General features: G+C 67.1%; 28 protein-coding genes. 11 read left to right on the forward strand and 17 right to left on the reverse strand.

What is annotated here, in order from left to right; genetic code table 11:
* Positions 1-35 precede the first annotated feature (35 nt).
* Positions 36-1,139 (reverse strand): hypothetical protein, encoded by a 1,104-nt coding sequence (locus AC1DBD_RS00555; RefSeq protein ID WP_476981182.1) that lies wholly within the window; start codon positions 1,137-1,139, stop codon positions 36-38.
* A 249-nt stretch (positions 1,140-1,388) separates the two neighbouring features.
* On the opposite strand from AC1DBD_RS00555, the gene AC1DBD_RS00560 reads away from it, so the two are divergent.
* Together AC1DBD_RS00560 and AC1DBD_RS00565 are read left to right on the forward strand one after the other, a co-directional pair.
* The gene (locus AC1DBD_RS00560) at positions 1,389-1,622 is read left to right on the forward strand and encodes a DUF3073 domain-containing protein (protein ID WP_082492711.1); all 234 of its coding nucleotides are present in this window, start codon (positions 1,389-1,391) and stop codon (positions 1,620-1,622) included.
* 324 nt (positions 1,623-1,946) lie between these two features.
* Entirely contained in the window at positions 1,947-2,723 is a 777-nt protein-coding gene (locus AC1DBD_RS00565; protein WP_476916937.1) for a VOC family protein, read from the forward strand.
* A 28-nt stretch (positions 2,724-2,751) separates the two neighbouring features.
* On the opposite strand, the gene AC1DBD_RS00570 is transcribed toward AC1DBD_RS00565, so the two are convergent.
* Complete coding sequence (locus AC1DBD_RS00570) at positions 2,752-3,054, reverse strand: helix-turn-helix domain-containing protein (RefSeq protein WP_476916938.1); 303 nt, start codon at positions 3,052-3,054, stop codon at positions 2,752-2,754.
* A gap of 67 nt (positions 3,055-3,121) precedes the next feature.
* On the opposite strand from AC1DBD_RS00570, the gene map reads away from it, so the two are divergent.
* Positions 3,122-3,898, forward strand: a complete 777-nt coding sequence (map, locus tag AC1DBD_RS00575; protein ID WP_441416653.1) for a type I methionyl aminopeptidase — start codon at positions 3,122-3,124, stop codon at positions 3,896-3,898.
* A 2-nt stretch (positions 3,899-3,900) separates the two neighbouring features.
* Here map and purM read toward each other — a convergent pair whose 3' ends face one another.
* The 3 genes from purM to AC1DBD_RS00590 form a co-directional block, all read right to left on the reverse strand.
* Positions 3,901-5,070: a phosphoribosylformylglycinamidine cyclo-ligase gene (gene purM / locus AC1DBD_RS00580; RefSeq protein WP_476981183.1), complete on the reverse strand. Its 1,170-nt coding sequence runs from the start codon at positions 5,068-5,070 to the stop codon at positions 3,901-3,903.
* Positions 5,067-6,788 carry an amidophosphoribosyltransferase gene (purF, locus tag AC1DBD_RS00585; RefSeq protein ID WP_476981184.1) on the reverse strand — a complete coding sequence of 574 codons (1,722 nt, stop codon included), beginning with the start codon at positions 6,786-6,788 and terminating at the stop codon, positions 5,067-5,069. The genes purM and purF overlap by 4 nt, the downstream gene beginning before the upstream one ends.
* A gap of 76 nt (positions 6,789-6,864) precedes the next feature.
* Positions 6,865-7,191, reverse strand: coding sequence for a hypothetical protein (locus tag AC1DBD_RS00590; RefSeq protein WP_476981185.1), 327 nt, complete (start codon positions 7,189-7,191; stop codon positions 6,865-6,867).
* A 196-nt stretch (positions 7,192-7,387) separates the two neighbouring features.
* Between AC1DBD_RS00590 and AC1DBD_RS00595 the strand changes: the two genes are divergently transcribed.
* Positions 7,388-8,236 (forward strand): class I SAM-dependent methyltransferase, encoded by an 849-nt coding sequence (locus AC1DBD_RS00595; RefSeq protein WP_476981186.1) that lies wholly within the window; start codon positions 7,388-7,390, stop codon positions 8,234-8,236.
* Between the two features lie 102 nt (positions 8,237-8,338).
* Here the strand turns inward: AC1DBD_RS00595 and AC1DBD_RS00600 are convergent, their stop codons facing one another.
* The 3 genes from AC1DBD_RS00600 to AC1DBD_RS00610 all read right to left on the reverse strand — a co-directional run bounded on the left by AC1DBD_RS00600 (position 8,339) and on the right by AC1DBD_RS00610 (position 11,512).
* Positions 8,339-9,286 carry a hypothetical protein gene (locus tag AC1DBD_RS00600; RefSeq protein ID WP_476981187.1) on the reverse strand — a complete coding sequence of 316 codons (948 nt, stop codon included), beginning with the start codon at positions 9,284-9,286 and terminating at the stop codon, positions 8,339-8,341.
* A 168-nt stretch (positions 9,287-9,454) separates the two neighbouring features.
* Positions 9,455-9,934, reverse strand: a complete 480-nt coding sequence (gene bcp, locus AC1DBD_RS00605; RefSeq protein WP_476981188.1) for a thioredoxin-dependent thiol peroxidase — start codon at positions 9,932-9,934, stop codon at positions 9,455-9,457.
* 117 nt (positions 9,935-10,051) lie between these two features.
* Entirely contained in the window at positions 10,052-11,512 is a 1,461-nt protein-coding gene (locus AC1DBD_RS00610; protein ID WP_476981189.1) for a chitinase, read from the reverse strand.
* Between the two features lie 294 nt (positions 11,513-11,806).
* Here AC1DBD_RS00610 and AC1DBD_RS00615 point away from each other — a divergent pair, with 294 nt between their 5' ends.
* Positions 11,807-14,128 (forward strand): glycosyltransferase family 2 protein, encoded by a 2,322-nt coding sequence (locus AC1DBD_RS00615; protein WP_476981190.1) that lies wholly within the window; start codon positions 11,807-11,809, stop codon positions 14,126-14,128.
* A gap of 44 nt (positions 14,129-14,172) precedes the next feature.
* Here AC1DBD_RS00615 and AC1DBD_RS00620 read toward each other — a convergent pair whose 3' ends face one another.
* A complete protein-coding gene (locus AC1DBD_RS00620; protein ID WP_476916944.1) occupies positions 14,173-14,973 on the reverse strand; it encodes a hydroxypyruvate isomerase family protein in 801 nt (266 codons plus the stop codon).
* 28 nt (positions 14,974-15,001) lie between these two features.
* Positions 15,002-15,163 carry a hypothetical protein gene (locus tag AC1DBD_RS00625; RefSeq protein WP_441416662.1) on the reverse strand — a complete coding sequence of 54 codons (162 nt, stop codon included), beginning with the start codon at positions 15,161-15,163 and terminating at the stop codon, positions 15,002-15,004.
* 38 nt (positions 15,164-15,201) lie between these two features.
* Here AC1DBD_RS00625 and AC1DBD_RS00630 point away from each other — a divergent pair, with 38 nt between their 5' ends.
* A complete protein-coding gene (locus AC1DBD_RS00630) occupies positions 15,202-16,185 on the forward strand; it encodes an aldo/keto reductase (RefSeq protein WP_476981191.1) in 984 nt (327 codons plus the stop codon).
* Between the two features lie 27 nt (positions 16,186-16,212).
* On the opposite strand, the gene AC1DBD_RS00635 is transcribed toward AC1DBD_RS00630, so the two are convergent.
* A complete protein-coding gene (locus AC1DBD_RS00635; RefSeq protein ID WP_441416664.1) occupies positions 16,213-16,737 on the reverse strand; it encodes a DUF488 domain-containing protein in 525 nt (174 codons plus the stop codon).
* An 89-nt stretch (positions 16,738-16,826) separates the two neighbouring features.
* On the opposite strand from AC1DBD_RS00635, the gene AC1DBD_RS00640 reads away from it, so the two are divergent.
* Positions 16,827-17,477, forward strand: a complete 651-nt coding sequence (locus AC1DBD_RS00640) for a uracil-DNA glycosylase (RefSeq protein WP_476891938.1) — start codon at positions 16,827-16,829, stop codon at positions 17,475-17,477.
* 50 nt (positions 17,478-17,527) lie between these two features.
* A complete protein-coding gene (locus AC1DBD_RS00645; protein ID WP_476891939.1) occupies positions 17,528-17,818 on the forward strand; it encodes a hypothetical protein in 291 nt (96 codons plus the stop codon).
* A gap of 70 nt (positions 17,819-17,888) precedes the next feature.
* Here the strand turns inward: AC1DBD_RS00645 and AC1DBD_RS00650 are convergent, their stop codons facing one another.
* Both AC1DBD_RS00650 and AC1DBD_RS00655 read right to left on the reverse strand, forming a co-directional pair.
* Positions 17,889-18,362: a hypothetical protein gene (locus tag AC1DBD_RS00650; protein WP_476891940.1), complete on the reverse strand. Its 474-nt coding sequence runs from the start codon at positions 18,360-18,362 to the stop codon at positions 17,889-17,891.
* A gap of 309 nt (positions 18,363-18,671) precedes the next feature.
* The gene (locus AC1DBD_RS00655) at positions 18,672-19,508 is read right to left on the reverse strand and encodes an alpha/beta fold hydrolase (RefSeq protein ID WP_476981192.1); all 837 of its coding nucleotides are present in this window, start codon (positions 19,506-19,508) and stop codon (positions 18,672-18,674) included.
* Between the two features lie 167 nt (positions 19,509-19,675).
* Between AC1DBD_RS00655 and AC1DBD_RS00660 the strand changes: the two genes are divergently transcribed.
* Positions 19,676-19,837, forward strand: a complete 162-nt coding sequence (locus AC1DBD_RS00660; RefSeq protein ID WP_175322402.1) for a hypothetical protein — start codon at positions 19,676-19,678, stop codon at positions 19,835-19,837.
* A 123-nt stretch (positions 19,838-19,960) separates the two neighbouring features.
* On the opposite strand, the gene AC1DBD_RS00665 is transcribed toward AC1DBD_RS00660, so the two are convergent.
* From AC1DBD_RS00665 to AC1DBD_RS00675, 3 genes are read right to left on the reverse strand one after another with little or no spacing between them, the layout of a single operon-like run.
* A complete protein-coding gene (locus tag AC1DBD_RS00665) occupies positions 19,961-20,905 on the reverse strand; it encodes an acetamidase/formamidase family protein (RefSeq protein ID WP_476981193.1) in 945 nt (314 codons plus the stop codon).
* Complete coding sequence (locus tag AC1DBD_RS00670) at positions 20,902-22,335, reverse strand: APC family permease (protein WP_476981194.1); 1,434 nt, start codon at positions 22,333-22,335, stop codon at positions 20,902-20,904. The genes AC1DBD_RS00665 and AC1DBD_RS00670 overlap by 4 nt, the downstream gene beginning before the upstream one ends.
* Positions 22,336-22,371: 36 nt before the next feature.
* A complete protein-coding gene (locus AC1DBD_RS00675) occupies positions 22,372-23,232 on the reverse strand; it encodes a proline iminopeptidase-family hydrolase (RefSeq protein ID WP_476891944.1) in 861 nt (286 codons plus the stop codon).
* Between the two features lie 140 nt (positions 23,233-23,372).
* Between AC1DBD_RS00675 and AC1DBD_RS00680 the strand changes: the two genes are divergently transcribed.
* Together AC1DBD_RS00680 and AC1DBD_RS00685 are read left to right on the forward strand one after the other, a co-directional pair.
* A complete protein-coding gene (locus AC1DBD_RS00680) occupies positions 23,373-24,134 on the forward strand; it encodes a FadR/GntR family transcriptional regulator (RefSeq protein ID WP_476891945.1) in 762 nt (253 codons plus the stop codon).
* Positions 24,135-24,236: 102 nt separating this feature from the next.
* Positions 24,237-25,157, forward strand: coding sequence for a 2-hydroxyacid dehydrogenase (locus AC1DBD_RS00685; RefSeq protein ID WP_476981195.1), 921 nt, complete (start codon positions 24,237-24,239; stop codon positions 25,155-25,157).
* Positions 25,158-25,172: 15 nt separating this feature from the next.
* Here AC1DBD_RS00685 and AC1DBD_RS00690 read toward each other — a convergent pair whose 3' ends face one another.
* Positions 25,173-25,988, reverse strand: coding sequence for an MBL fold metallo-hydrolase (locus tag AC1DBD_RS00690; protein ID WP_476981196.1), 816 nt, complete (start codon positions 25,986-25,988; stop codon positions 25,173-25,175).
* Positions 25,989-26,043: the final 55 nt, after the last annotated feature.

Here is a 26,043-nt window from a genome sequence, read left to right on the forward strand (position 1 = left end):
CCGCCGCCGGGCGTGAAGAATACGCTGACGGAGCCCTAGAGCCGCGGGATCAGGGATTCCTTGATGACGTTTCCGCCGTCGGCCACGAAGTAGCAGTCCACCCGCCGGTCGCCGGTGCCCCAGCTGGAGGAGCTCGGATAGGCCAGTTTGTAGCTGAACTGGTAGTTCCCGGACTTGTCGGTGAGCTGGGCCGCCTTGCAGGTGTCCAGCGCCTTCTGCTTCAGCGGGTCACGGCCCGGGTAGGCGTCGGCGGCGGCGTAACTGTCCACTGCCACCAACTGGGCCGAATGTCCGGTGTCACAGGCCACGACAGTGGAGGTGGGGGCGTTTGCGTCGAAGTCCTTGAAGCAGTCGCCGAGCCGGAAGTCCATCGGGTTGACGCCTTCCAGCGGCAGCGGGCCCCGGGCCGCGGGGGCCGCGGACGAGGACCCGGCCGGAGCGGGCGAGGCGTCGGCCGTGGGTTGCTGGGTGGCGGCACCCAGCGAGGTCAGCCACCAGATCACCAGCCCCAGCACAACGACGGCGGCCAGGGCGGTGCCGACCTTCGCCAGGCCCAGCCGTTGGGCGGCGGCCCAGAGGGTCCGGCCCGCGCGTCGGGCGCTCGCGCCCAGCCTGCCGCCGAGCTGCCGGGCGCGGGGCCCCAGGTCTGAGGTCCTGAGTTGCGCCACCTGGGCGGAGAGCAGCTTGCCGAATTGGGACGCGCCGGAGGTGGTCTTCCGGTTCCCGGCCTTCCGTTTCGGGGCCTCGACGCCGGCGCGTCCGCCGTCTGCGGCCGGCGTCGTGGACCGGGTTTCGGCTGCCGCCAAGGTTTCGGCTCCCGCCCGGGCTTCGGACCGGGCACCGGCCCGCCGGGAGGACGGCGCGGCGGGTGCGGTGGGTGCAGGGGCAGTGGCGCCCGGCGCGGTGCTGCTTAGGGGAGTGGTGCTTGAGGGAGGGGTGCTTGAGGCGATGCTGCGCGGGACAATCGGGACGGCGGACGTCGGCGGCGCGGAAGGCCGGGGCGGGATGCGGACGGAAGAGGGCATGCGTGCCGGCGGGGCCGGGACCGGCCGCTCTCCGGGGCTGTCCGCAGGGGGAACGTCAGGCATTCCGGCATCGCCGCGCCTGGCGTTCTCGTCGCTCGCAGGCTTTTCGGTCACTCGGGAATTCACCTCTTCCGTGCGTCTTTGCCGGGGCTGGATGCCCGGCTCCGGGCCGCGTTTCCGGGAGCCCATCAAGAGACTCTATCGAAGAAGGCTGCCGGGCCGCATGCGGAGGCGCTCGGGCGGCGAGCAGTGACCGCCGAAAGCATGTAATCTAGGTGTACGACAAATTGACCAAACATTCCGGGGCCTCACCGAACGCCAATGGTGACCACCTCCGGTCCGAGTACAAAAGGGGGTCACGCCATGGGGCGCGGCCGTCAAAAGGCAAAAGCTACCAAGCAGGCTCGGGATATTAAGTACTATTCCCCGAACACGGACTACTCTGCGCTTCAGCGTGAGCTCAAGAGCTCGGAGGGTCGTGCGCCGAGCCGCTTCTCGAGTGAGCCCGTTGAGCCGGATTATTCGGCTTATGTGGATAAGTACGCGGACGATGTGGAAGAGGACGACGACGAGGTAGATTCCCGTCGGATAGGTTAGTCGACACTTCTTCCGGTCACCCCTTGCCAAGCGAGGGTGCCGACCAAGTTTTACAGGCCCGCCGGCCACACCCTCTTCGGGGCGTGCCCGGCGGGTTTTTTGCGTCCGGCAACCACCCGCCCCTGCCGCCCTCCCTCCGGTGCCGGCCCCGCTGCCCCGCCGCTGAACCGCCGTTTAGACGGTTCCGCGCCCAGCCGATGCTTCTAAACGACTTGTGGGCAGCGAACCATCGAAACGGCGGGCGAGGATCGGTTGCTGGGCCAAGCGCCCCGGGCTAGTTTGGACTTGCCGGGCTGTCCGGCATTTCTCTGGGAAGGACTTTCCATGGCGATTCGTTCGGGGTATGCCGAAGGCGAGGTCTGCTGGGCCGATCTCCAGACGTCCGATGTGGCTGCGGCCAAGGAGTTTTACGCCGCCATCTTCGGCTGGCGGTACGAGGACCAGCCCACCCCCGACGGACGCAGCTTCGCCCAGGCGTTTCTGGGCCAGGAACTGGTTACCGTCATCGCGCCGCAGAACCCGCAGCAGCAGCGGGCGGCGGCCCCGGGACAGTGGAACGTCTACTTCGCCGTCGACGACGCCGCCGGGCTCGCCGCCGAACTGCCGCACACCGGCGGGGTGCTCGAGCTTGGGCCGGAAGCTGTGGGCGGAACCGGCGTGATGGTCTTCTTCGCCCCGCCCGGCGGAGGGACCACGGGCGCCTGGCAGGCCGGCACGCACTTCGGCACGGCGCGGAGCGAGGAAGCGGGCGCCCTGGCCTGGGTCGAGTTGCTCACGCCCGAGCCGCAGGCCGCCGTCGGGTTCTTCCAGCAGCTTTTCCGCCACGAGGTGACCGAGTACCCTCAGGACGACGGCGGAACGTACACCACCCTGATGGTGGACGGCACAGAGGTCGCCGGGATCGCCACCGTGCCGGCGGCCGAGCGCAACCTTGAGCCGGGCTGGCAGGTGTATTTCGGGGTTCCCAGCGTCGCCGAAGCCGTGGCGACGGCGCGCGCTGCGGGCGGCGTCGTCCTCATTGAACCGGCGGACGATGAAGCCGGTGCCATTGCGACGCTCCGGGACCCGCAGGGCGGCGTGTTCAGCGTGCTGGAGGTTTAGCCGGGCCCCCGAAAGAGAGCCGGAACGCCTACGAGGCAAGCCGCGCGCGTGCGGTGCTGCCAGGGCCCGCAGCTTCATCGCCGGACCCGGGCGGGCTCACCTCGGCCCACACGGCATCGAGGGAGAGGCCCAGGACGCCGGCGATCGCGGCGATGGTCGGAAAGGCCGGCGTGGCCACGCGGCCAGACTCGATCTTTCGAAGGGTTTCGGGCGAGACGCGCGCATCGAGGGCAACTTCAAGCATGGAGCGGTCACCCCTCGCGCGGCGCAGCAGGACACCGAGGCGCTGTCCGCGCTCGACTTCAGCGGTTGTGAGCGGCAATCTGACCATGGATCCAATTCTAATACCGGGATAATATGACCGGTATAGTTATTGGTTTTAGACGAAAGGGCGCCACATGATCGAGTTCCTGAACCACACCGAGTTGGCGCGTGCGAAAGTGACGGGCCGCCTGGTCGCAGACATCCTGCAGACGCTGAAATCGCGGAGTTCCATCGGCACCAACCTGCTGGACATCGACCGGTGGACGTCGGAATTGATCGCCGACGCCGCGGCGGAGTCCTGCTACGTCGATTACGCGCCGTCGTTCGGGCGCGGGCCGTTCGGCCACTACATCTGCACGGGCGTCAACGACGCCGTCCTCCACGGACGCCCCCACGACTACGCGTTGGCCGACGGGGACCTGCTGACTCTGGACCTCGCCGTCGCCAAGGACGGGGTGGCCTCGGACTCCGCCATCAGCTTCATCGTGGGTGGGACGCGGCCGGCCGGGAGTGTCGCCATGATCGACGCCACCGAACGCGCACTGAGCGCCGGGATAGCCGCGGCCGGACCGGGAGCCCGCATCGGGGACATCTCCCATGCCATCGGCGCGGTCCTCAGCGAGGCCGGGTATCCGATCAACACGGAGTTCGGCGGGCACGGCATCGGATCGACGATGCACCAGGACCCGCATGTTCCCAACACCGGCCGGCCAGGCCGGGGTTACACCCTGCGCCCCGGGCTGCTGCTCGCGCTGGAACCGTGGGTCATGGCGGACACCGCCAAGCTCGTCACCGACGCCGACGGGTGGACCCTCCGAAGCGCGACCGGCTGCCGGACCGCGCACAGCGAACACACCATCGCGATTACCGACGACGGCGCCGAAATCCTTACGCTGCCGACGCAGCAGTAAGGCTAGGCGTAGGCGTTGACCATCCGGACGGCGCCGCCGTCGACGCCCTTGGCGCCCTGGACGTAGTCCGGGCCGGACTTGAGAACCGAGTCGGAGTTTTCCCCGACGGTGCCCATGATCCACGACGGCAAGCCACGGGCATTCAGGTGGTTCACGGCGGCGTCGGCGGCCTCGGGGGAGACGATCGCGACCATGCCGACGCCCACGTTGAGGGTGCGCTCGAGGTCGGCCAGTGGGACGTTGCCCAGTTCGGAGACCAGCTTGAAGATGGGCGGCAGCTCCCAAGTGGCGCGGTCCACGGTGGCCAGCAGGCCCTGCGGCAGGACACGGGCCAGGTTGGCGGCCAGTCCGCCGCCGGTGACGTGGCTGAAGCCGTGCACGGCCCGGCCGGCTGCGGAGCCGTCCACCGGGAACGTGCGGGCCAGGTCCAGGCAGTCCGCGGCGTACACCCGGGTGGGCTCAAGGAGTTCCTCGCCCAGGGTGCGCTCGAATTCGGAGACGTGGCGGTCCAGGGCCCAGCCGGCGTGATTGACGACGCGGCGGACCAGCGAGTAGCCGTTGGAGTGCAGGCCGGAGGAGGCCATGCCGATCACCACGTCGCCCGCGCGGACGCGCTCCGGGCCCAGCAGAGAGTCGGCTTCGACCACGCCGGTGGCGGCGCCGGCGACGTCGTACTCGTGCTCACCCAGCAGGCCCGGGTGCTCGGCGGTTTCGCCGCCCACCAGGGCGGTACCGGCGACCGAGCAGGCGGCGGCGATGCCGCGGACGATGTCGGCGATGCGCTCCGGGACGACCTTGCCGCAGGCGATGTAGTCGGTCATGTAGAGCGGCTCGGCGCCCACCACCACGATGTCGTCCACCACCATGCCCACCAGGTCGAAACCGATGGTGTCGTGGATGTCCATGGCCTGGGCGATGGCGACCTTGGTTCCGACGCCGTCGGTGGAGGTGGCCAGCAGCGGCCGCTTGTAGGTCAGCAGCTTCGACACGTCGTACAGGCCGGCAAAGCCGCCGACGCCGCCGATCACCGAGGAGTTGTGGGTCGCCTTGACGGCGTCCTTCATGAGTTCGACGGCGCGGTCGCCCGCTTCGACGTCGACGCCGGCAGAGGCGTAGGTGATGCCGGTGTTCCGGGCATCGTTCATGTCAGCGGCCGTGGAGGCGGAAGTCATACTGGCTCTTTCTTGTCGGCATCAAGTTTGTCGGCGGGTACGCGGTCGGCGTCGGTGAGCAGTTCTTCGAACTCGGCGTCGGGTCCCGGATCGCAACCCGTGGCGCCGGCCTTCTCGGCCGGATCCTCGTCGGCCGGGATGGCGGCGTCGGACACGGCGTTGGCGGCGGCGTCGGCCGCGGGAATCCCGGCGGCCGCGCTCCCGGACGCTGCGGGGGCCACCGTGGCGGGCAGGCCGACAGGCTGTCCGACAGAGTCGGGGCGCTCCAGCAGGTTCTTGCCGAGCTTGTCGGCGCCGGGCAGCTCGATCGGGTACTGCCCGGTGAAGCAGGCCGTGCACAGGCGTTCGCGCGGCTGCCGGGTGGCGCCGATCATGCCGTCCTCGGAGATGTACGCGAGCGAATCCGCGCCGATGGCCTGGGAGATCTCGTCGATCGTGGCGCCGTTGGCGATCAGCTCAGCGCGGGAGGCGAAGTCGATGCCGTAGAAGCAGGGCCACTTCACCGGCGGGGAGGAAATTTTGATGTGCACGGCCGCGGCGCCGGCTTCCCGGAGCATCCGCACGATGGCGCGCTGGGTGTTGCCGCGGACGATCGAGTCGTCCACCACCACCACGCGCTTGCCGCGGATTACAGACTCCAGGGCGTTGAGCTTGAGCCGGATGCCGAGCTGGCGGAGCGTCTGCGAGGGCTGGATGAAGGTGCGGCCCACGTAGGCGTTCTTGACGAAGCCGTGCGCGAACGGGATGCCGGATTCCTCGGCGTAGCCGACGGCGGCCGGGGTGCCGGATTCCGGCACGGGGATGACGATGTCCGCTTCCTGGGTGTTCTCGCGGGCCAGTTGGCGGCCCATTTCCACGCGGGATTCGTACACCGAGCGGCCGGCAATCGCGGCGTCCGGGCGGGCGAGGTAGACGTACTCGAAGACGCAGCCGGCCGGCGTCGGCTCGGCGAAGCGCTGGGAGCGGACGCCCTGTTCGTCGATGGCGATGAATTCGCCCGGTTCGATCTCGCGGATGAAGCTCGCGCCGACCGTGGCGAGGGCGGACTGCTCGGACGCCACCACCCAGCCGCGCTCCAGCCGGCCCAGGACCAGCGGGCGGATGCCGTAGGTGTCGCGGGCAGCGTAGAGGGTGCCTTCGTCCATGTAGACGAAGCAGAAGCCGCCCTTGATCTTGGGCAGCAGTTCCAGCGAGGTCTGTTCGAGGGACTTGCCCTCCTCTCCCGCCAACAGGGCCGTGACCAAGGCGGTGTCCGAGGTGTTGCCCTGCTTCATTTCGCCGGTGAGCTGGCCGCCGTTGCGGTCCACGATCATGGCCTTGAGCTCGGCGGTGTTGGTGAGGTTGCCGTTGTGCGCCAGGGCGACCGTGCCGGTGGCGGTGGCGCCGAGGGTGGGCTGGGCGTTGGCCCAGTGGCTGGCGCCGGTGGTGGAGTAGCGGCAGTGGCCGACGGCCAGGTGCCCGGTCAGGGTGTTCAGCGTGGTCTCGTCGAAGACCTGGGACACGAGGCCCATGTCCTTGTAGACGTTGATCCGCTTGCCGTCGCTGGTGGCAATACCAGCCGACTCCTGACCGCGGTGCTGCAGCGCGTACAGCCCGTAATAGGTGAGTTTTGCTACCTCTTCGCCGGGAGCCCAGACCCCGAAGACGCCACATGCGTCCTGCGGGCCTTTTTCGCCAGAGAGAAGGTCATGAGAAAGTTTTCCATCGCCGCGTGCCACTGGTCGATTATCTCACGTTGTGCGCTAGGACTTTTCCGGAGGCCGGTTTATGACCTGCCGGCCGGCCGTCGCCTGCTTAGGAGCGGTCCTCGCCGTCGGTGTCCGGAACAGAGTCCGGGACGGACTCGACGACGGCGCGCTCGGCGCGGCGAACGCTCAGCCGGTCCAGCACCAGTGCGACGGCGGCGCCAAGGATGGCCCCGCCCGCGATGCAGAAGGTCAGGAAGAAGCCGAAGACGGAGTTGGCGTCGTAGCCCTCGTCGGCCGGCAGGCCGTAGGCGATAACGGCGGCCACTACGACGCCCAGCAGGCCGCCCAGGATCAGGAACGGGGCGTATCTCGGAGCGCGGCGGACGGTGACGGAGCGGCGTTCGGGCGCAACGGGGGTGTCTTCAGGAGCCATGCCGTTAAGCCTACTGCCCGCGCGGGCGCTGCTTTTTCGCCGGGCATTTTCGCGCCGTTTGCGGACCGCCGCTGTGGGGATCCGCGGCGCGGAGGACCGATTCCGTGGCGGAAATCCGGGACCCTAGCGGGAACTCGGGCGGCGGAGCACACTAGGGGGTGGGGGAGGGTGCGGTCCGGACTTTTAAGGACGCACCATGGCAGTTGCAGCGGACAGTATCCGGGACCGGCAGCGCATCATCTGGGACCAGTTCGCGGCAGGCTGGAAAAAGTGGGACGCGGAACTGCTCGGCTGGCAACGCCCTTTCGGCGACGCCGTGATCAAGGACGCACGGCTCCGACCGGACTCGATTGTGCTCGATGTCGCGTCGGGCACCGGCGAGCCCGGGCTCACGGCGGCCGCCCTGGTGCCCGACGGCGAGGTGGTGCTCACCGACATCTCGGCCGGCATGCTGCACGTGGCCGAGGAGAAGGCCTCCGCCCAAGGGCTGGCCAATGTGAGCTTCAACGTGTGTGATGCCGCGGAGCTGCCCTTCGAGGACGCGACGTTCGACGCCGTCCTGTGCCGTTTCGGCTTCAACTACTTTCCCGACATGCGGGGCGCCGTGCGGGAAATGGTGCGGGCGGCCAAGCCCGGGGCCAGGATCAGCGCGGCCGTCTGGGGCCGGACCGCGGAAAACCCCTGGGCCGCCCTCGTCCTTGGCTCACTCGCTCAGCATGCGGAGCTGCCGCGGCGGCCCGATGTCATGCCGGGGCTGTTCCGTTGCTCCGCGCCCGGCTTCATGACCCGGCTGTTTCGGGATGCCGGCTTAGTGGACGTGGCCGAGCACAAGGTCAGCACGGACCTGGTGCACGACTCCCCGGACAGCTACTGGGAATTCATCACTGATATCGCGGCCACGGTGGCCACGGGACTGGCGAAGGCGGACAAGGAAGCGCGGGCGCTGATCCGCTCCGATGTCTTCCAGCTGCTGGGACGCTACGAGCACCAGGGCGCGCTCAGGCTCCGGTCAGCGGCGACGATCGTGGGAGGCGCCAAGGCTTAGGCCCTGATCCGCGGCATTTCCGCGCCGGTTTCGGACCGGTGCGCCCCGGATCCGGGGAGCGGCTGACCGTAACCGGCGCGGATTTCCGATGCCGGCGCGCCATCACCGACGGCAGGCCGGCTTGGTCAGCCTCGGGACCCCGCGGGAAGTGAGAAACGCCGCGAATTTCGCCGGCCCGGAGATCTCGGTCCAGGTCCAACGGATAACCCGCCGGCCGGTGGCGCGTATCCGGTCCTCGCGGGCCTTCTCGTCGATGACGACTTCGGAGGTGGTCCGTCCCTGCAGGTATTCGGCTTTCTGGTACTTGACCAGGCCGTCGAATTCCCCGCACAGCCCCTGCTCCGGCCATTCGAAGTCCGTGTAGGCGGCCAGTCCGCGGGCATCGCGGATGGGGGTTTGCAACCGAGGGGGCTCGAAGCCCAGCCGATACATCAGGGCACGGCTCACCGATTCGCCGGGTGATCCCGATGCCGGGTCTGCGAAGTCGATCGCGGCCCGGATTCTGCGCACCGCTGCCGCGCTGTAATCGGCTCGGATGCCGCCGTCGAGCTCCTCCTTGCTCAGAGCGGGCAGCCCCGGCTGCGGACGCAGCACGTGGTCCAGCGCCGCGACGGCCTGTTCAAATGACTCGAACGCCGCCAGATCCAGGACGGTCCGGAGCCGCCCCGTGACCAGCAGCCCCCGGCGCTCTTCGACCTGCAGGGTCAGTGGATCGGTGTAATGCCGCCGGACACCCGCCCGCGAGCGGCCGCCGCCGTCGTCGGACGTGCAGGCATGCACCAGCGTGGGGCGCCCCAGCAACGGAAGGTCCCACAGCGCGGCCGAGGACTTCCGGCAGAACACGGTACGGCTTTGCAGCGTCGACGCGGCCGCCTGGATGAGGAGCGTGTACCGGTTCCAACTCGGGAGCGCGTCCCATGCCACCGACTGAACGTAGACGCCCCGCCTGATGCGGCGCAGCTCGCCCGCCGCGGCCCGGCGGCACAGCTCGCGCGCGTCCCGGCCGAGCCGTGCCGAGTCGCTGCTGAGAATGAGTCGGGGAAGTTCCATGCCCCGATGCTCTCCGGCCGCCCGGTCGTCGGCAACGGGCACGACGGCGGATGTGGACAAGTCCGGCTGTGGCTGCGGATTTTCGCTGCGCTTTCGGACGCAGGCAGGCCGGATCGGGTGCGCGCCTGTCCGAAACCGGCGCGGATTTCCTAATCCGCGGCGGAATTCCTAGACGCCGAGTTCGTCCTTGAGCGCGGCGACGTGGCCTTCGGCCTTGACCTGGTACTGCGCCAGCTTCACCTTGCCCTCGGGATCGAGGACGACGGTGGAGCGGACGATGCCCTCCGTGATCTCGCCGCGGACCAGTTTCTCGCCCCAGGCGCCGTAGGCGAGGGCCACGGCGTGGTCCTCGTCGGCCAGCAGCGGGAAGGTCAGGGCGAAGTCGCCGGTGAAGTGCGCCAGCGCCTCGGGGGCGTCCGGGGAGATGCCCAGGACTTCATAGCCGGAGCCCTGCAGGGAGGCCAAGCTGTCGCGGAATTCGCAGGCCTCGGTGGTGCAGCCCGGGGTGGCGGCCTGCGGGTAGAAGTACACGATGACGTTCTTGCCGCGGTAGTCGGCCAGGGAAACCGGCTTGCCCTCGGCGTCGGGCAGCGTGAAATCGGGGGCCTGGGTTCCGGGCTGAAGCTTGACGGTGAGGTTCTGGCTCATGGGTGAGTCCTTCGCTTGGATGGCGGCTGGAAGTTGGTCTGTGATGCACAACATTCCGGGCGGATCCGGTATTCCGCTGGGCCGCCGCGGACATTGCGCGCCGGCCGACCGCCCCGGCTACTTTGCCGCGGGGGACTGGATTTGGGCCGGTGTCAGCTTCATCCAGGGCGAGTCTGGCGCGCCTTCGAGCATGGCCTGCGGGCTGTCCGACTGTGTCCACCACTTGGCTTCGAAGGCGTAGCCGTCGAACAGGATCCGCGAGCCGCGTTTGTAGACCGTCGTCGAGGACCATTCCGGGAACGTGCCGGCGGCGACAGTGGTCCGAGGGCTGGGGCGGTCACCGGGAAGCACGGGGCCGATGAGTTTCCAGGGAACCGTGGCGCCCTGGTCCACGGGGTTGTCCGGGCTGTCGCCCTGGGTCCACCACTTGGCCTCGTAGACATTGCCGTGCCACACGATTCGGTCGCCGCCAACGTAGCGGGCCGACTCGTTCCAGACCGGATACGGGCTGGTGGAGGGGTCATCCGTGACGGTGGGGCTGGGGCTGGCGGACGGCGGCGCGGTCTGGGCGGCGGCGAAACCCGTGGGGATCACGTCCGCACCCAGGACGGTGGAGAACAGCGCGTCGCCCTGGTTGATGCCGCTGCAGCTGTCGGAGACTTTAGCCACGTTCGGGTAGTTGCTCCCGCAGGTACGGTCCCGGTTGAGCGACCACATGGACACCCGGCCCACGCCCTTGGACTTGGCATAGGCGTTGAGCGCGGAAGCGTCGTCGAGCGTAAAGACTTCTCCCGCAACATCGTTTTGTCCGATCATCGGGGTGATCCCGAGCCGGCGCCAGGCCGTGTCCGATCCGATGTCCTGGCCGTTCGCGCGGTACAGGGTCTGCAGCTGGGCGTGTGCCGCCTCCGCTGCGGACGCGGACGCGTCATACATGGACTGGCCGGCCGGCTTGCTGCCGCCGAAGTCCATGGTCATGATGTTGACGCCGGTGACGTCGACGCCGGCGCGAAGCGTCCGTGCGACGACGTCGCGCCCCGTCTGGGTCAGCCCGGCCGGGTCGGCAGGGAGGGTCAGCCACACATCGAAATTCTTTCCCATCTTCTTCCGGTCCGCCTGGAGCGCCGCCACGGCCTGGGCCCGGCGGTCGACTGAGGCTGTGTCGGCAAGGGCGGTGCCCTCGATGTCGAGGTCGATGGAGCTCACGTCGTAGCGCTCCACAACATCGCGGTAGGCGCCGGTGAGACGGGCCGGATCGGTGCACCCAACGGCCAGCTCGGTGTTGATGGCGCCGCCGAAGGAAATGGACACGGCTCCGCCGGACTGCCGAAGCCGGGCGATCCGCCGATCCAGGTCCAGCTCTGCTTCGGCCGCAGTAAGGCTGTAGGCGGCGCCCCACGACGGCGCGCAGGGGTCACCCTTGTCCGAAACAATGAACGACAGGACCACGCTCTTGGCCTCGGGAGTGGCCGCGGACTCAAACGAGTACCGCGGCGTGGCCGTCACATCCACATAGCCGGAGAAGACCGAAGGAATTGAGGAGGCCGCGTTTGCGTCCTGGAATGAGCGAAGTCCCAAAATAGAGCCACCCGTAAGGGCAGCGACAACAAGCAGCAGAATTCCGAGCCGCAATTTGGAAAGGCGGCGCCCGGGAAAGCGGTTCGACACAGGTATACCCCACTACTTGTCAACGTTTTTACTGCCCCGGCCGCGTGGATCGCGGCCCATCGAAGTACTTTCCAGCCATCTGATGATCACTGGTAAATAGTTAGGGGTCGTGCGCTTAGTATAAGGGCAGGTCAGGACCCGATTTGACGGGAGGATGACCTCCTGTGTGTCCGCTGGGGACACGCATGACGTGGATGGGGATGCATGTCTAACCTTTTGGCCAATTCGCGGCCGGATGAAATTACGGCCGATGACGAGAGTGCAAAGAGCCGTAAGCGCCAATGGGGTGCGGAACGGCGCTCGGAGCCGTTGGCAATCGTGCACCCCGAACCCTCGCGCCGGAAAATTATTCTTGGCAGGGTCGGCATTCTTGTTACGGTGCTGGCCTGGGTCGGCTATGTGGTGACCACAGTGCTCAGGGCGCTGGTCAATGACCCGACGGCGGGATTCAGATTCCGGGCAGAAGCGGTGTCGTATGTCGTCGTCGTAACATTCCTGACGTTTTCTGCCCTGATGTACCTCCTGGCCCGGCAGGGTGCGCTGAACCGGTTCCGTGAGCACCGCAGGGTTCCCCGCGGCGAGCTGGACCGCCATTTCGTCGATTACGACAAGGCCGTCACCGTGCTTGTGCCCTCGTATGCCGAGGAGCCGCAGGTTGTCCGGGCTACGCTGTGGTCCGCCGCGCTGCAGGAATTCCCGGACCTGTCCGTCGTCCTCTTGCTCGACGACCCGCCGTTCCCCGCGGACCCTCAGGACCAGGAGCGGCTGCAGGCGACACGGGAGCTCGCCGCCGGTATCAACCGGGCCCTCCACGAGCCGGCCGGCCGCCTGAACGCCGCGAGCGACTCGTTTAACCTCCGCGCCAGCAAGGGCAAGGCCGCCGGCGGGCTGCCGGCGCTCATCGCCGAGTACGAGTACGCCGCGGACTGGATCGAGGCCATGGCCGAGACGGAACGGGTGGATGACCACGTCGATGAGTTCTTCGTGGACCTCGTCCTCATGGGCCTCGCCCGTGAACTGCGGCTCGTCCTGACGGCCCTCCACGCGGCTCAGGCGCAGGGCACGGAGCCGGAGGTGCCCCGCATGCGGGAGTTGTACGCCCGGCTGACCTGGATCTTCAACGCCCGCGTCTCCACGTTCGAGCGCAAGAAGTACGCCAGCCTGTCGCACGAGGCGAACAAGGCCATGAACCTGAACGCGTACTTGAGCCTGATGGGACACCGCTGGCGGAGCGAACACACCGCCGACGGCACCGTGCTCCGGCCGTCCACCGTGCCGGCGGGCGATGACCTCATCGTCGAGGACAGCACCTACGTCCTGACCCTGGACGCCGATTCGCTGCTGCTGCGGGACTACTGCCTGCGTCTGGTCCACTTCCTGGAATCGCCCGGAAACGAGCGGGTGGCCGTGACCCAGACGCCATATTCGTCCTTCAGGGGTGCGCCCACCCGGATCGAACGTGTCGCCGGCGCCACCACCGACCTCCAGCACGTCCAGCACCAGGGCATGACGCGGTACGGGTCCACCTTCTGGGTCGGCGCCAACGCCGTCATCCGCAAGGTCGCGCTGGAAGACATCGTGGAAGTCTCCGCCGAAGGCGGGTTCGAAGTGCGGACCTATATCCAGGACCGGACCGTGATCGAAGACACCGAATCGAGTGTGGACCTGGGCCGCGAGGGCTGGGAACTCGTCAACTATCCGGAACGGTTGAGCTACAGCGCCACACCCCCGGATTTTGGTTCCCTCGTGGTCCAGCGCCGGCGGTGGGCCAACGGCGGCCTGCTGATCCTGCCGAAACTCTGGGACACGATCCGGCACCGCCGGGGCACCGACCAGGCCATGCGTAGCCGGGAAATCATGCTCCGCGTCAACTACATGGCGTCGATCACCTGGGCGAGCTTCGGGCTGCTGTTCCTGCTGGCTTACCCCTACGACAGCAGGCTACTGAGCCCCCTGGTCTTTGCGGCGGCCCTGCCATACTTCCTGGCCATGGGCAGCGACCTGCGTGAATCCGGCCACCGCTTCAGCGACATCTTCCGGATCTACGGGTTCAACCTGGTGCTGATGCCGGTGAACCTGGCCGGCGTCATGAAATCACTGCAGCAGGCCGTCACGGGTGACAAGATCCCGTTTGCGCGGACCCCCAAGGTCAAGGACCGGACGGCCGCCCCGGCGATCTACGTTTTGGCGCCGTACGCCATTGTCGCGTTCTCCCTATTCACTGTCTGGCGCGATGCCATGCAGCAAAACTGGACCAATGCCGCCTTCGCCGCCTTCAACGCCGTTATGGCCGCGTACGCCATCCGCGCCTACATCGGGCTGCGGAACTCGGTTGTGGACATCTGGCTCGGAGTCCTCAACTGGCTCTACATCAAGCCAAAACAGGCCGCCCCCGCGGCTCCCAGCATCGTTCCCAAGACGCCCGAAGAGGTCAACTGGGAGGGGATCCTCTATTACGGCGACCGCCGCCTCAACCGCGACCTCCGCGGCGGCAAGGACCGGCGCAAGCGGGCCGGAACGCGCTAAGAGCGGCGCGCCGTCGCGGTGCCGGCTTGCCCGACGTCGGCCCCTCAGCGGGCCGCGGGCTGGCGGCGGGCCCAGTCGAACGCCGTGGCCGCGGCCGCCTGGTATTCCAGGCCGATGCGGCCCGCGTAACCGAGTTCGCGGCTGCGGGCGGTCCATGCCGCCAGAGGCAACTGACCGGTCCCGGGGGCTCCTCGACCGGGGGCGTCAGCGATCTGGATGTGGCCAAAGTCTTTGGCGTGGGCTTCGATCACGGCGTCGACGTCGTCACCGTTGACCGAGAGGTGATAGAAGTCGGCGAGCAGCTTGATGTTCCCGGCACCGGTTTCCTCCTTGACCCTGGCGATGACCCGGAGGGCGTCGTCGGCGGTGCGGAGCGGGTAGTCCGGGGCGCCGCTGACGGGTTCGAGCAGCACGGTGCCGCCGATCCGGGCCACCGCCGCGGCCGCCGCGGCCAGGTTCCGGACTGCCAGTTCGTCCTGGGCCTCGGGGGCGAGCCCCGCCTGCCGGTTGCCGTAGAGAGCGTTGAAGGACGTGCAGCCGAGCCGTCCGCCGATGCCGGCCACCACATCGATGTTGTCCCGGAACTCATCGGACCGGCCCAGCCAGGACACCAGGCCGCGGTCGCCGGCGGGCATGTCGCCGGCGTTGAAGTTCAGGCCGACCAGCTGGACCCCCTCGTCCGTGATCGCGTGCTCGAAGCGGCTGAGCTCGGCGTCGCCCGGGACGGAGCTGGCGAACGGCCACCAGAACTCGACGGCGTCAAAACCGGCAGCCTTCACCGCGGCCGGGCGCTCCAGGAGCGGCAGCTCGGCGAGCATGATGGAGCAGTTCACCGAAAAGGTCATGAGGGTTCCTTCAGATGCGGGAGCGGCCCTACCGCTTCGTTGGGTCCTTGCGGGCGGCCAGGCCGATCAGCGCCCCGACGGCCACCCCGATCAGGAGCCCGGTAAAAGGCTTGTCGGCCGTGGCCACGCCGATGGCAAAGCCGAGGGCAGCGCCAACCAGCATTCCGATCCACAGCCTCTCGTACTTCACAGCCTCAGGCTAGCAAGGCAACACCCTATAGTCGGATCATGGAACAAAGAATCTTGGGCAAGACCGGTCGGAACGTCTCCATCATCGGGCTGGGCACCTGGCAGCTCGGAGCGGACTGGGGCAACGTGGACCCGGCGCAGGCGCAGACCATCCTGGCCGCCTCCGCGGAAGCCGGCGTCACGTTCTTCGACACCGCCGACGTCTACGGCGACGGCCGCAGCGAGCAGGCCATCGGCGCCTTCCTGGCGGACAACCACGGCCTGGATATCACGGTGGCCACCAAAATGGGCCGCCGGATGGAGCAGCGGCCGGAAAACTACAACCTCGCCAACTTCCGCGAATGGACGGACCGGTCCCGGCGGAACCTCGGCGTCGAGCAGCTCGACCTGGTCCAGCTGCACTGCCCGCCCACCGCCGTCTACAGCAACGCCGAGGTGTACGACGCGCTGGACACCCTGGTGGCCGAGGGTGCCATCCGGAACTACGGCGTCAGCGTGGAACGGGCTGACGAAGCCCTCGAGGCCATGCGCCACGACGGCACCGCCACCGTGCAGATCATCCTCAACGCCTTCCGGCTCAAGCCGCTGGACGAGGTGCTGCCCGCGGCGGTGGCCGCCGGCGTCGGCATCATCGCCCGCGTGCCGCTCGCCTCGGGGCTGCTTTCCGGCAAGTACACGGCGGACACGTCCTTCGCGGCGGACGACCACCGGAACTACAACCGCGCCGGCGCGGCGTTCGACGTGGGGGAGACCTTCTCCGGCGTGGACTTCGGGGAGGGCCTCACGGCGGTGGCCGAGTTCCAGGAACTGGTGCCCGACGGCGTCAGCACCGCCCAGGCGGCCCTCGCCTGGATCGCGGCGCAGGAGGGCGTCAGCACGGTGATCCCGGGGGCCCGGAACGTCGAGCAGGCCCGCGCGAACGCCGAGGCGGCGTCGGTCAGCGGCATTGACTCAACTTTCGACATCGGCGTCCACGAAATCTACGACCGCTACTTCCGCGAATCCGTCCACCCGCGCTGGTAGGGGGCGGTCCGGTTGGCGCCCCGGCTGTCACTCCGCCGGGTACCAGACCCGGTGGCCGTCGACGCGGGCGAACGAGGTCAGGGTATGTGGTTTGGCGGACTTCGCCGTCATGATGTCCAGCACTTCGGCATTGCGGACCAGGAGCGCGTCACCGATCAGCGAACGGTGGCAGCGCCATGGGACGGCTTCCGCGCACATGATCGCCGCATCGTTGCTCCGCCCGCGCTCCAGCAGCTGGCCGACGGCGGCGGAAAACTCCTCGGTCTGCATGTAGTCCGCGTAGCCCCGGAACGAGGCGTTGCGCCAGGCGCCATTGGCACTGTCCTTGGTGGTGTGCCGCAAACCGCCGAGGGATTCCATCCGCCGGTAGGTGATGCCGTTGGCCCGCACGCTCGCTGCGAGTGCGTCCGCGTTGAACTGCGGGTTGTGCCGCGACTTCGGGACGGTGCGGACGTCGATCAGCTTCTTAATGCCGTGAGCCTTGAGGATGCCGATGAATTCGTCGATGGGGTGAGTGGAGTGCCCCACCGTAAAGATGGTCGTGTCCGTCATGTCCCCATGCTAGGGCGGCGCCGGCGCCCGTGCGGACGTTCCGCGGATAGCCTGGGTGACCCACGAGCCGCCAGGAGGGCAGGTCCGGAATGATTGCACCCTCCATCGAGGACTTTGTGCACCGGCTCGCGTCCGTGGAAACCGGGCCGGGGTGCGCCAACTTTTTCGACCACAGCGAGCCCGCGAATGAGCAGCGCCGGCGCAATCTGGCGATCTACCTGCAGGAACTGCGGGACCGTTCGCCCAAGGTGCTGCTGGTGGGGGAGGCCCCGGGTTTCAGGGGCATGCGGATCACCGGGGTTCCGTTCACCAACCGCCCCATTTTGGAGGGGCCAGCCAACGCTTTTGGCCTGTTCGGACCGGGCAAGGGCTACGTTCTGCCGCCGGACGCTGCGGGCATTGCCGCCGAGCCGACCGCGACGGTGATGTGGGAGGTGCTGGCCGAGCTGGAGTTCCTTCCGCTGCTCTGGAGCGCCTGCCCGTGGCACACCCACGTGCCAGGGCGGCCCCTGTCCAACCGCACCCCCACGGCGTCCGAAGCGGCGCTGGGAACCCCCTTTTGGCAGGCGCTGAAGCAGGAATTTGCGATCGAGACGGTGGTGGCCGTCGGCAACGTGGCGCACCGCAGCCTGCAGCGCAGCGGGCTGGACGTGCCGAAAATCAGGCATCCCGCCCACGGCGGCCGGTCCGGGTTCAAGCGCGGGCTGGAAGAACTGATCGCGTCCGGCGCCGCCCGGTAAGGCTCCAAGTTAGTGTGGGAGAAGTCCATCCGCGGATGAAAGGCAGTGCAATGAGTGATCCGAATGAGCCAAGCAACGACCCCGCCGGCCTGCGCGGTCCCGGCGACCCCGAGGCCGCGAAGGAGCGCCAGCAGCAGGGCGACTCCGACGACGTCGAGGCCCGCCAGCCGCACGCCGAGCCGGGCCACACCGAGCCGGGCCGCGCCGGCAACATCCGCGAGGAACAGCAGACCCAGGCCGCCGGAACGGTGCCCGCGGCGTACATCGGGTCCGGCGACCCGACGTCGGACGACAAGCCGGAAGACGCCGTCGGCGCCGGCGGGTGGGACGACGAGGTCTAGCGCGCAGCACACCGGAAAGCCAAGGGAACCCCTTGGCTTTCCGGTGTATTGGCACTTTCGTGGAAGACGTTCAGTGCCGGAGCGTTGCCACCTCGCTCTTCTCCCAACGGGTCCAGTTGGACCAGTGGTTGCCCACGCGGACGCGGAACGAGACGAGCTGGTAAACCTTTTCCTCGCCGCGGCGGTCAGGGACGAAGCGGTAGCTGTGGACGGTCGTCGACTCGTGGCGCCGGTTGAAGGACTCCCAGAACGTTGAGCCGCCCAGGAAATCGTCGTGCCTGCGGCCGCGCTCGTCTTCATAACGCAACTGCCTTATCTGCACGGTCCTGTTGTCCCGGCAGTCCACCTTGATGCGGAAATCGACCCAGTGGCTACGGTCGGTTGGCCTCAACGGGTCGACGGTGCAGCCACCCTGGCGGGTCGACGCGTCAGCCGGTGCGGCCAAGGCGACGGGGCCGCCGATGAGCCCCAGGGTGATGGCCGAGACCAAGGTGAACTTGGCCGCCCGGGGGTGGGACGTGGTTGGTGATGTGGTGATGGACATTTCTTTTGGTGCTCCTACTGGAGGATGCGGTTCAAGAGGGTCGGACGGCGTGTGCCCGTCACGATCACGCCGCGGTGGCACCGCAGTCGCGGTGGCACGTCCGTCCAGTTTCGATTAGCTCGCCCGTGCTAAATAGGGCGTCGGCCGGGGGTCTGCGCCAGGGCATTCCCGGTACGTTAATCGTGCGCCTGTGGACCCGCATGCGCCAGCCCCTCCGACGCTTCCAGAAAACCGCTACGGACGCGGACGGGCGCACCCCGGACCCGAGGTGCGCCCGTCCTGAACCGGCGCGGAAACCGCCGCTGCGGCCTACTTGGCCAGGAACCCCAGCAGCACCTTGTTGACCTCGGCGGCGTGGGTCCAGAGCATCCCGTGCGGGGCGCCGTCGATCTCCACGTACTCCGCGTCCGGCAGGGCCTTGGTGAAGCGGCGGCCGGTGACGTCGATCGGCAGGATCCGGTCCGCGGTGCCGTGGACGATCAGGGCCGGGACGTCGATCTTGGGGATGTCGCCGCGGAAGTCGGTGAGCCAGGTGGGCTGCGCGGCAGCGGACGCCGTCGGGCCGCCCGCAGTGGCGAGGTTCCAGCCAGCCCGCATGACTTCCTCGCTGAGCCGCGGTGTGCCCAGGAAGGTGTCGCTGTTGTAGAAGTTCTTGAAGAAGTCGGTGAAGAAGGCGTAGCGGTCGGCCGTGACCGCTTCCATCAGGCCGTCGAACACGGACTGCGGGACGCCGTCGGGGTTGTCCTCGGTCTGCAGCACGTATGGTTCCAGTGAGCCGAGGAAGACGGCCTTGGCCACGCGCGCCGAGCCGTAGCTGCCGAGGTAGCGGCCCACTTCGCCGGTGCCCATCGAGAAGCCCACCAGCATGGCGTCGTTGAGGTCCAAGCCGGTCATCAGGGTGTTCAGGTCGGCGGCGAAGGTGTCGTAGTCGTAGCCGTCGGTGGGCTTGCTGGACTGGCCGAAGCCGCGCCGGTCGTAGGTGATCACGCGGTAGCCGGCGGCCAGGAGCGCGGCGGTCTGTTTCTCCCAGGACGAGCCGTCCAGCGGGTAGCCGTGGATCAGGACCACCGGCTGCCCGGCGCCGTGGTCCTCGTAGTAGAGCTCGACGTCGGTGCTGTTCTCGGTTCCAACCTTGATGTATGCCATGAAGCGATCCTCTCGGTACGGTCTGAAGTCAGTGCGTGCGTCCCGTCGACGGGTCCCACTGTAGGAAACTAACGCCCTTGGGCGGAATGGTGTTCCATGAACTTGCGCAACATACCCCCCGGGGTATAGTGGAGGGGTAGACCCATACCGACAAAGGGAGACACCAGATGTGCCGACAGGTTGCATGCAAGAAGTGCGGCAAGACCACGTGGGCCGGCTGCGGCCAGCACGTTGACCAGGTCATGCGCGGCGTCAAGAGCGCCGACCGCTGCAAGGGCCATGCAGACGAGCCCAAGACCGGCTTCTTCGCCAAGCTCTTCGGCCGCTAGGCACTCCCCGGCCCGGACGACGACGGCGGCAGTCACGTGCCGCCATCGTCCGCGCCGGCCCTTCGACTAAGAGGCTGAGCCCGCCGCGGTATCGCGCCGGGCTCAGCCTCTCGGGGTTTGGACTCAGGAATGGGCTTTCAGCACACTCTTGGGCAGGCGGTGGACGGTGACTGCTCCCACCGGACTGAAAGGATGGAGCGGATCCGGTGTCGAGGACCCGGTCGGACCGCCTAGCCGGGAGTCCCCGACGGCGCTCAGAACAGCGTAAGCGTCTTCCCGTTGCCAGCCATGGTCTTGGACGAGGAAGTGGAACATATCCTCGTAGCCGCGGGTGATGCTTTCCTGCACAGGGTCCCCTAGGCCAACGAAGATCCAGTGCTCGCCGGTTTCAATTCTGGGCGCCCGAAGATTCATCGCCTTGGCCAGTTCGACGCTCACGACGGCTGTTCCCTCAGCCTCAATTGCCACGAAGGAAGACTCCCCCTCCGCCATCAGGGCATGAATATCTCCGATAGAGAGGTAAGCGCCCTCCACCATGACGGGAAGGTAGACCTTCGAGCCCGGCCGGCAGCCAGTCAGGTCCATATTGCCGCCCCCCGCGAAGCTCGGCATGACAGTTGAATTCTCCCCCTCGGCCGGTGCCGTGCCGATACAGCCGATCATGGGCTGGGCATCGAAGATGTGGCGGTCGGTCACGTGCACGCCGTCTGCATCGATAGGGATCCGGCGGGTGAACATCTCCTCGCCCATCACGTGGCGCAGCGCTCCCGTTCCCGGCAGGCTAACGGACCAGCCGAATTCTTTGAGCAGGATCTCGTGAATCGTGACGACCAGGGCATCGCCAGGCTCGGCTCCGTCCACGAAAACCGGTCCCGTGACCGGGTTGATGCCCACGGAAAGTTGGTCCAGGTCGTGGTGCTCGTGCAATTCCGCGTACACGGCGTCGTTCGTCTCGAAGGCGATCCGCTCGCCGGTCCCTGGAGCGATCCGAAGCGCGGGCTCCTCGTGTGCGGAGAAAGAGAATTTCCCGTTGGATTTGTCGAGGAAATGATCAGCGGTTACGGTCACGGCTGGGATTCCTTTCCGCTCATGACGAGCTCTGGATCATCGCTGCTGCCGTCCGACAAGTCCGGCGTCCGCCCGGTGAATTTGTAGTAGGAGAAGACAGCAGCGCCCACCACGAGCCAGATAGCGCCGCCGATTTTGGCCTCGGGAGCCGCGTTGAGCAGGACATAGCCAATGATCAGGAAGCCCAGGATGGGCACCGCAAGATGCAGGAGGTAGTTCTTCGACTTTTTGCGCACGACGTAGTGAACGATGACTGAGAGGTGCAGAAGCAGGAACCCAAACAATGCCCCGAAGTTCACAAGAGCGGAAATGACGTCGATCTGTCCTACGAAGAACAGGACTAGGATCGCCGAGATGGCGGACACCATAACGATGGCGTTCCGGGGTACCTGGCGGGCATCGATCCGGGACAGGAACTTGGGCAGCTGACGGTCTCGGCTCATTGAGTAGAGAAGCCGCGAGGTGGCGGCCTGCGCCGCCATGGCGTTTGCTACGCCGATCGCGAGCACGTTGACGACAAAGAAGGCCGTCATCCAGCCGCTGTTGGAGGCAGCCTCAACGATGGTGAAGAAGGCGTTGCCCACCTCGTCGTCGTTGAATGAGGGGCGGCCTGCCGCCAGGGCGCTGGCCAGCCAAGTCTGCACGATGAACAGGAATGCCACGAGGAACAGTGCCAGAACCATTGCGCGGCCAGCCGCATTGCGGCCGCCGGTAGCCTCCTCCGACATGGTCGAGATGCCGTCGAATCCAAGGAAGCTCAACACTGCGATAGACAGTGCCGAGGCGATCAGCGGGCCCGTGACCTTACTCGCGTCCCAGATCGGGTTCATTGTCAGCTCGGCCCCGGGGACGGTGTGTCCGGCCAAGGCATTGACCGCGATGACGATGAAGATCACGACAAAGATGAGTTCGATCGCAAGGAAGATGCGGTTCATCCGTTTGATGGAGCTGATGCCAAGCAGGTTGACTACGGTGTTGACCGCCACAAAGATCAGCGCCCACAGCCAGCGCGGCGAATCGGGGAAGATCCCCACCATCGACTCGGCGGCGAATACGTACAGCAGCGTCGGGACCAGGAGATAGTCCAGCAGGATTGCCCAGCCCGCGAAGAACCCGGCCGTGGGATGGATTCCGCGTCCCACGTAGGAGAACACAGAGCCGGCGAGCGGGATGGACTTTGCCATTTGCTGATAAGCGAGGGCGGTAAAGATCATAGCGACAAGGCCGATCACGTATACGAGCGGGACCATCCCTCCCGCCGCGTTGTAGACGACGCCGAAGATCGCCCACGGAGCGATCGGCACCATGAAGACGAGTCCGTAGACCAGTAGATCCGTGGTGGAAACCGATCGTTTGAGTTCCTGTTTGTAGCCGAAGGCTTCGAGCTGCTGTTGGGCGCTGAGTTCAGGGGGGCTTGATGAGTTTGCCATCGAGTTCTTTCTGGGAGTGAGGTGGTTGTGGTGGTCCTAGACAAGGGTGTGGTGGTCGTGGCGGGCCAGGTGGGCTGCGATGACGGCCCGGAAAGCCTCGGGTTGTTCGAGGTGTGAGCAGTGGCTTGCCCCGGCGAAGACGTGGCTGGTGACATCTGGAATATTGGCGATGAAAGGTGCCCAGGTAGCAGGGGTTGCTTCGTCATGTTCACCGGCTACCACCAGCGTCGGGGCGGTCACCCGCTCCAACCGGTCGACGATGCTCCAGTTGCGCAGTGTTCCGATGACGTGGAACTCGTTGGGGCCGTTCATTGTGTGGTAGACCGTCGGTTCGGCTTCCATCTGAGCCACGCTCTCCTCGAAATCTGCTGGGAAAGGCGTGGTGCGGCAAACATGGCGCTCGTAGAAGGCCATGGTGGCAGCAGCGTACGCAGGGGAAGTTACCGTGCCCGCGTTCTCGTGGAACGTCAGCGCATCTTGGACATCTCGGGGCAGCCGCTCCCTGAGATCTGTGGCGGCGTCCGCCCACAGCCCCATTGAAGCGGGGGAGTTGCAGATGGATAGGCTCGCCAAACCTGGCGGCTGTCGCACGGCGATTTCCGCGCCCAGCATGCCACCCCAGGACTGCCCGAGAAGATGGAAGTCCTCGATCTGGAAGTGCGCAAGGAGGCTGAGGAACTCATCGACAAACAGCTGCGGAACCCAGAAATCCGCCGGGGCATCGGGTAAATGCGAGCTGTTTCCACAGCCCAACTGGTCGTAAAGGATGACAGTGCGGCCGGTTTCCGTCAGGGCCGCCAGGTTCTGCAGGTAGTTATGAGCCATGCCCGGTCCGCCGTGAAGCACGATAAGGGGGAGAGCTCCAGCTAGGGGGAGATCCGGGGTGAAGATCGCCACCCAGGTCTCCCACTGGCGGAAGGGGACTCTATGTGTTGTGAGGGTTGTCACGCAAAATCCTTTGGTCGGGCGTGAGCATCATCCTTGCGCACTAATGGTCCAATTCCAAGACCTTTTACGAATATGTATAAGTTGGTGCCATGGGCAAGAGCAAAGATGACGGGCCCGAAGGGTCGCTGGACATGCCTCTGGCCGCGATGTCCCGGGCCGATGAAATCACCGACCGGCTAATCACGGCGATTGCGGTAGGCGAATATTTGCCGGGCGCCCGCTTGCCGTCGGAACGCGACCTGGCAAAGTCCTTGCATGTGGGACGGATGACGGTCCGAGCCGCCATTGGCCGTCTAGTCGACCAAGGCTTGCTATCGACACAGCGGGGCCGTGCAGGTGGCTCGTTCGTCCGGGAACAATGGACAGCGGCGTCCAACGCGTCAGTGCAAAGGACTCTCTCGTCCCGCTGGGAATCGCTGCGCGACACCTGCGAGGCCATGGTCCACCTTCACGGCACGATCGCCCGGGCCGCGGCAGAGAACCGGACCGACGCTGACGCTGCTGTGCTCAGGGAGCGGCTGGAAGCCTACCGGGGGGCCGAATCGGGCACCGCCTCCCAAAAGGCCGACGCGAGGCTCCACACGGCTATCGCGGAAGCGTCACACAACCTGACTCTCAAACGCATTCTCCTAGAGCTCGAAGCGCAGATCGGGCTCGCGGCGCCAGCCCATCTCTGGGGTTTCCCTGAGGGCATGCGCGAAATGGAGCTCCGCGCGTTAGCCGATCATGAGCGGCTCGTTGAGGCTATTTGCGCGCAGCGCCAAGCCGAGGCGGCAGCCATAGGGTTAGCGCATGCCCGGATCGACATCGAGTTGCTGGAAGCGGCGCTGAACAGAGCTGGCTCGAACTAGGCGCTGTCCACACTCAGCGCCCGTGACTCACCACGGTCGCGGACGACGACGGCGGCCGTCACCTGCCGCCGTCGTCCGCGCCGGCCTACTAGGCTGGCAACTATGCCGAAGAAAATTACTGTCAGCCTGCCGGACGCAACACTGCGTGAATACCTCCAGCCCCACCCGGATGTCACCGTCCTCCAGTGGGACCTGTCCGGTGAAGCGCCGCAGCCGAGCATTGACATCGTCGTTCCGCCCTACATGGGCGGCTGGTCCGCGCTGCGCGGACTGGAGGGCGTGGAGACCGGGCTGGTGCAGAGCCAGTCGATCGGCTACGACGGCGTTGAAGAGGTGCTGCCCGCCGGCCGCGTTTTCGCGAATGCCGCGGGCGTCCACGAGGCGTCCACCGCCGAACTGACCCTGGCCCTGATTCTGGCCAGCCAGCGTGAATTCCCCCGAATGCTGAAAAACCAGCAGGAGGGCCGCTGGGAGAGCCGTCCCACCGCCAGCCTCGCGGACCGGAGTGTGCTGATCGTCGGCTACGGCGGCGTCGGCAAGGCGATCGAGGACCGGCTGGTGGCCTTCGAAACCACCGTGACCCGGGTGGCCAGCAAGGCGCGGTCCGATGCGCGCGGCCAGATCCACGGCATCGACGAACTGCACAGCCTGCTGCCGGAGCACGACATCGTGGTGGTGGTGGTCCCGCTCAGCGCTTCCAGCCGCCACCTGATCGACGACGCCTTCCTCGCCGCCATGCCCGACGGCGCGCTGCTGGTCAACGTCGCCCGCGGGCCGGTCGCGGACACCGAAGCCCTGGTAAAGCACACCGCCTCCGGCCGGATCCGCGCCGCCCTGGACGTCACCGACCCCGAACCGCTGCCGCAGGACCACCCGCTGTGGGCGACTCCCGGCGTCATCATCAGCCCGCACATCGGCGGCGCCACCTCGGCCATGCGCCCGCGGATGGGCAAGCTCCTGCAGCGCCAGATCGAGCTCATGCTCGCGGACGAACCGCCGGCGAACGTGGTGATCGGCGGGTAGCTCAGCGCGGGGCCGCTATTCGGGCTTCCCGTTTCTTTGGGCGAGCTGTTGTACCTGCCCTTGATGCACGCCGGCCAGCCATTCCAAGGGAGCCGAGGGGCCCAGCCGCGGGTCATTGGGCTCAGCGCCGTCCCGCAAGGCCTCCACATACGCGCGATCCTGCCGGAGCCGTGCTCGCAGCTGCTCGGCTCCGCCGACTGAGCCGTGGCCGGGGACGACGGCGGCGACGTCGCCGGCGATGCCCTCGAAGAGCTGCACGGCGGCGAGGTAGTCACCGATCGGATCCGCGGCCTTCAGATCGAGGAACGGCATCAGGATGTCGGAAAGCATGTCCCCGGCGACAAGGACACCGCGATCCTCGATCAGCAGCGCGGCGTGGCCCGCGGCGTGGGCCCGATGCTCGATGATCCGGACTTTGGGGCCGTCCCAGGGAAGCTGCGCGGTTCCGACAGGCAGGCCGGTGACAAGGCCCAGAAGTTCCATTGGGATCTCCCCGGCGAACTCCGGCGGCAGCACGCCGGCTACGCGGTCCTTCCAGTCCGGCTGCGACAGCAGCTCCTGGATCGGTGCCGCGCAGCGGGCCGTGGCGTACCGGGGCGCGTCGCCGAAGTCCGGGTGCCAGAGCACGTGGTCCCAATGCGGATGCGTCGAAAAGCCTGCCACGACGGGCTGGCCCAACGCGCGAAGGTCGTTCGCGAGGTCCGCCATTTCGCCGCGCGTTATCCCGGGGTCGATGAGCAGCACCCCGGCCCGTCCCTGAACGATGACGGCGTTGCTCTGCAGGAACTCGCTCTGGTGAACCCAAACGCCCTCAGCGACTTGCTTCAACACGGCATGCCTTCCGCTCGTGGTTGCTCCTGCTTCTCGAGACGGTATTCCGGGCGGG

The organism is Arthrobacter sp. 10T419 (assembly GCF_056394105.1).

Coding starts and splice junctions, on each gene's coding strand:
- bcp (WP_476981188.1), bottom strand. CDS start 9,934: ATGAGCCAGAACCTCACCGTCAAGCTTCAGCCCGGAACCCAGGCCCCC.
- AC1DBD_RS00635 (WP_441416664.1), bottom strand. CDS start 16,737: ATGACGGACACGACCATCTTTACGGTGGGGCACTCCACTCACCCCATC.
- map (WP_441416653.1), top strand. CDS start 3,122: ATGATCGAGTTCCTGAACCACACCGAGTTGGCGCGTGCGAAAGTGACG.
- AC1DBD_RS00595 (WP_476981186.1), top strand. CDS start 7,388: ATGGCAGTTGCAGCGGACAGTATCCGGGACCGGCAGCGCATCATCTGG.
- AC1DBD_RS00570 (WP_476916938.1), bottom strand. CDS start 3,054: ATGGTCAGATTGCCGCTCACAACCGCTGAAGTCGAGCGCGGACAGCGC.
- AC1DBD_RS00670 (WP_476981194.1), bottom strand. CDS start 22,335: ATGGCAAACTCATCAAGCCCCCCTGAACTCAGCGCCCAACAGCAGCTC.
- AC1DBD_RS00685 (WP_476981195.1), top strand. CDS start 24,237: ATGCCGAAGAAAATTACTGTCAGCCTGCCGGACGCAACACTGCGTGAA.
- AC1DBD_RS00650 (WP_476891940.1), bottom strand. CDS start 18,362: ATGTCCATCACCACATCACCAACCACGTCCCACCCCCGGGCGGCCAAG.
- AC1DBD_RS00620 (WP_476916944.1), bottom strand. CDS start 14,973: ATGACCTTTTCGGTGAACTGCTCCATCATGCTCGCCGAGCTGCCGCTC.
- AC1DBD_RS00655 (WP_476981192.1), bottom strand. CDS start 19,508: ATGGCATACATCAAGGTTGGAACCGAGAACAGCACCGACGTCGAGCTC.
- AC1DBD_RS00615 (WP_476981190.1), top strand. CDS start 11,807: ATGTCTAACCTTTTGGCCAATTCGCGGCCGGATGAAATTACGGCCGAT.
- AC1DBD_RS00640 (WP_476891938.1), top strand. CDS start 16,827: ATGATTGCACCCTCCATCGAGGACTTTGTGCACCGGCTCGCGTCCGTG.
- AC1DBD_RS00660 (WP_175322402.1), top strand. CDS start 19,676: ATGTGCCGACAGGTTGCATGCAAGAAGTGCGGCAAGACCACGTGGGCC.
- AC1DBD_RS00565 (WP_476916937.1), top strand. CDS start 1,947: ATGGCGATTCGTTCGGGGTATGCCGAAGGCGAGGTCTGCTGGGCCGAT.
- AC1DBD_RS00560 (WP_082492711.1), top strand. CDS start 1,389: ATGGGGCGCGGCCGTCAAAAGGCAAAAGCTACCAAGCAGGCTCGGGAT.
- AC1DBD_RS00630 (WP_476981191.1), top strand. CDS start 15,202: ATGGAACAAAGAATCTTGGGCAAGACCGGTCGGAACGTCTCCATCATC.
- AC1DBD_RS00645 (WP_476891939.1), top strand. CDS start 17,528: ATGAGTGATCCGAATGAGCCAAGCAACGACCCCGCCGGCCTGCGCGGT.
- purM (WP_476981183.1), bottom strand. CDS start 5,070: ATGACTTCCGCCTCCACGGCCGCTGACATGAACGATGCCCGGAACACC.
- AC1DBD_RS00600 (WP_476981187.1), bottom strand. CDS start 9,286: ATGGAACTTCCCCGACTCATTCTCAGCAGCGACTCGGCACGGCTCGGC.
- AC1DBD_RS00590 (WP_476981185.1), bottom strand. CDS start 7,191: ATGGCTCCTGAAGACACCCCCGTTGCGCCCGAACGCCGCTCCGTCACC.
- AC1DBD_RS00680 (WP_476891945.1), top strand. CDS start 23,373: ATGGGCAAGAGCAAAGATGACGGGCCCGAAGGGTCGCTGGACATGCCT.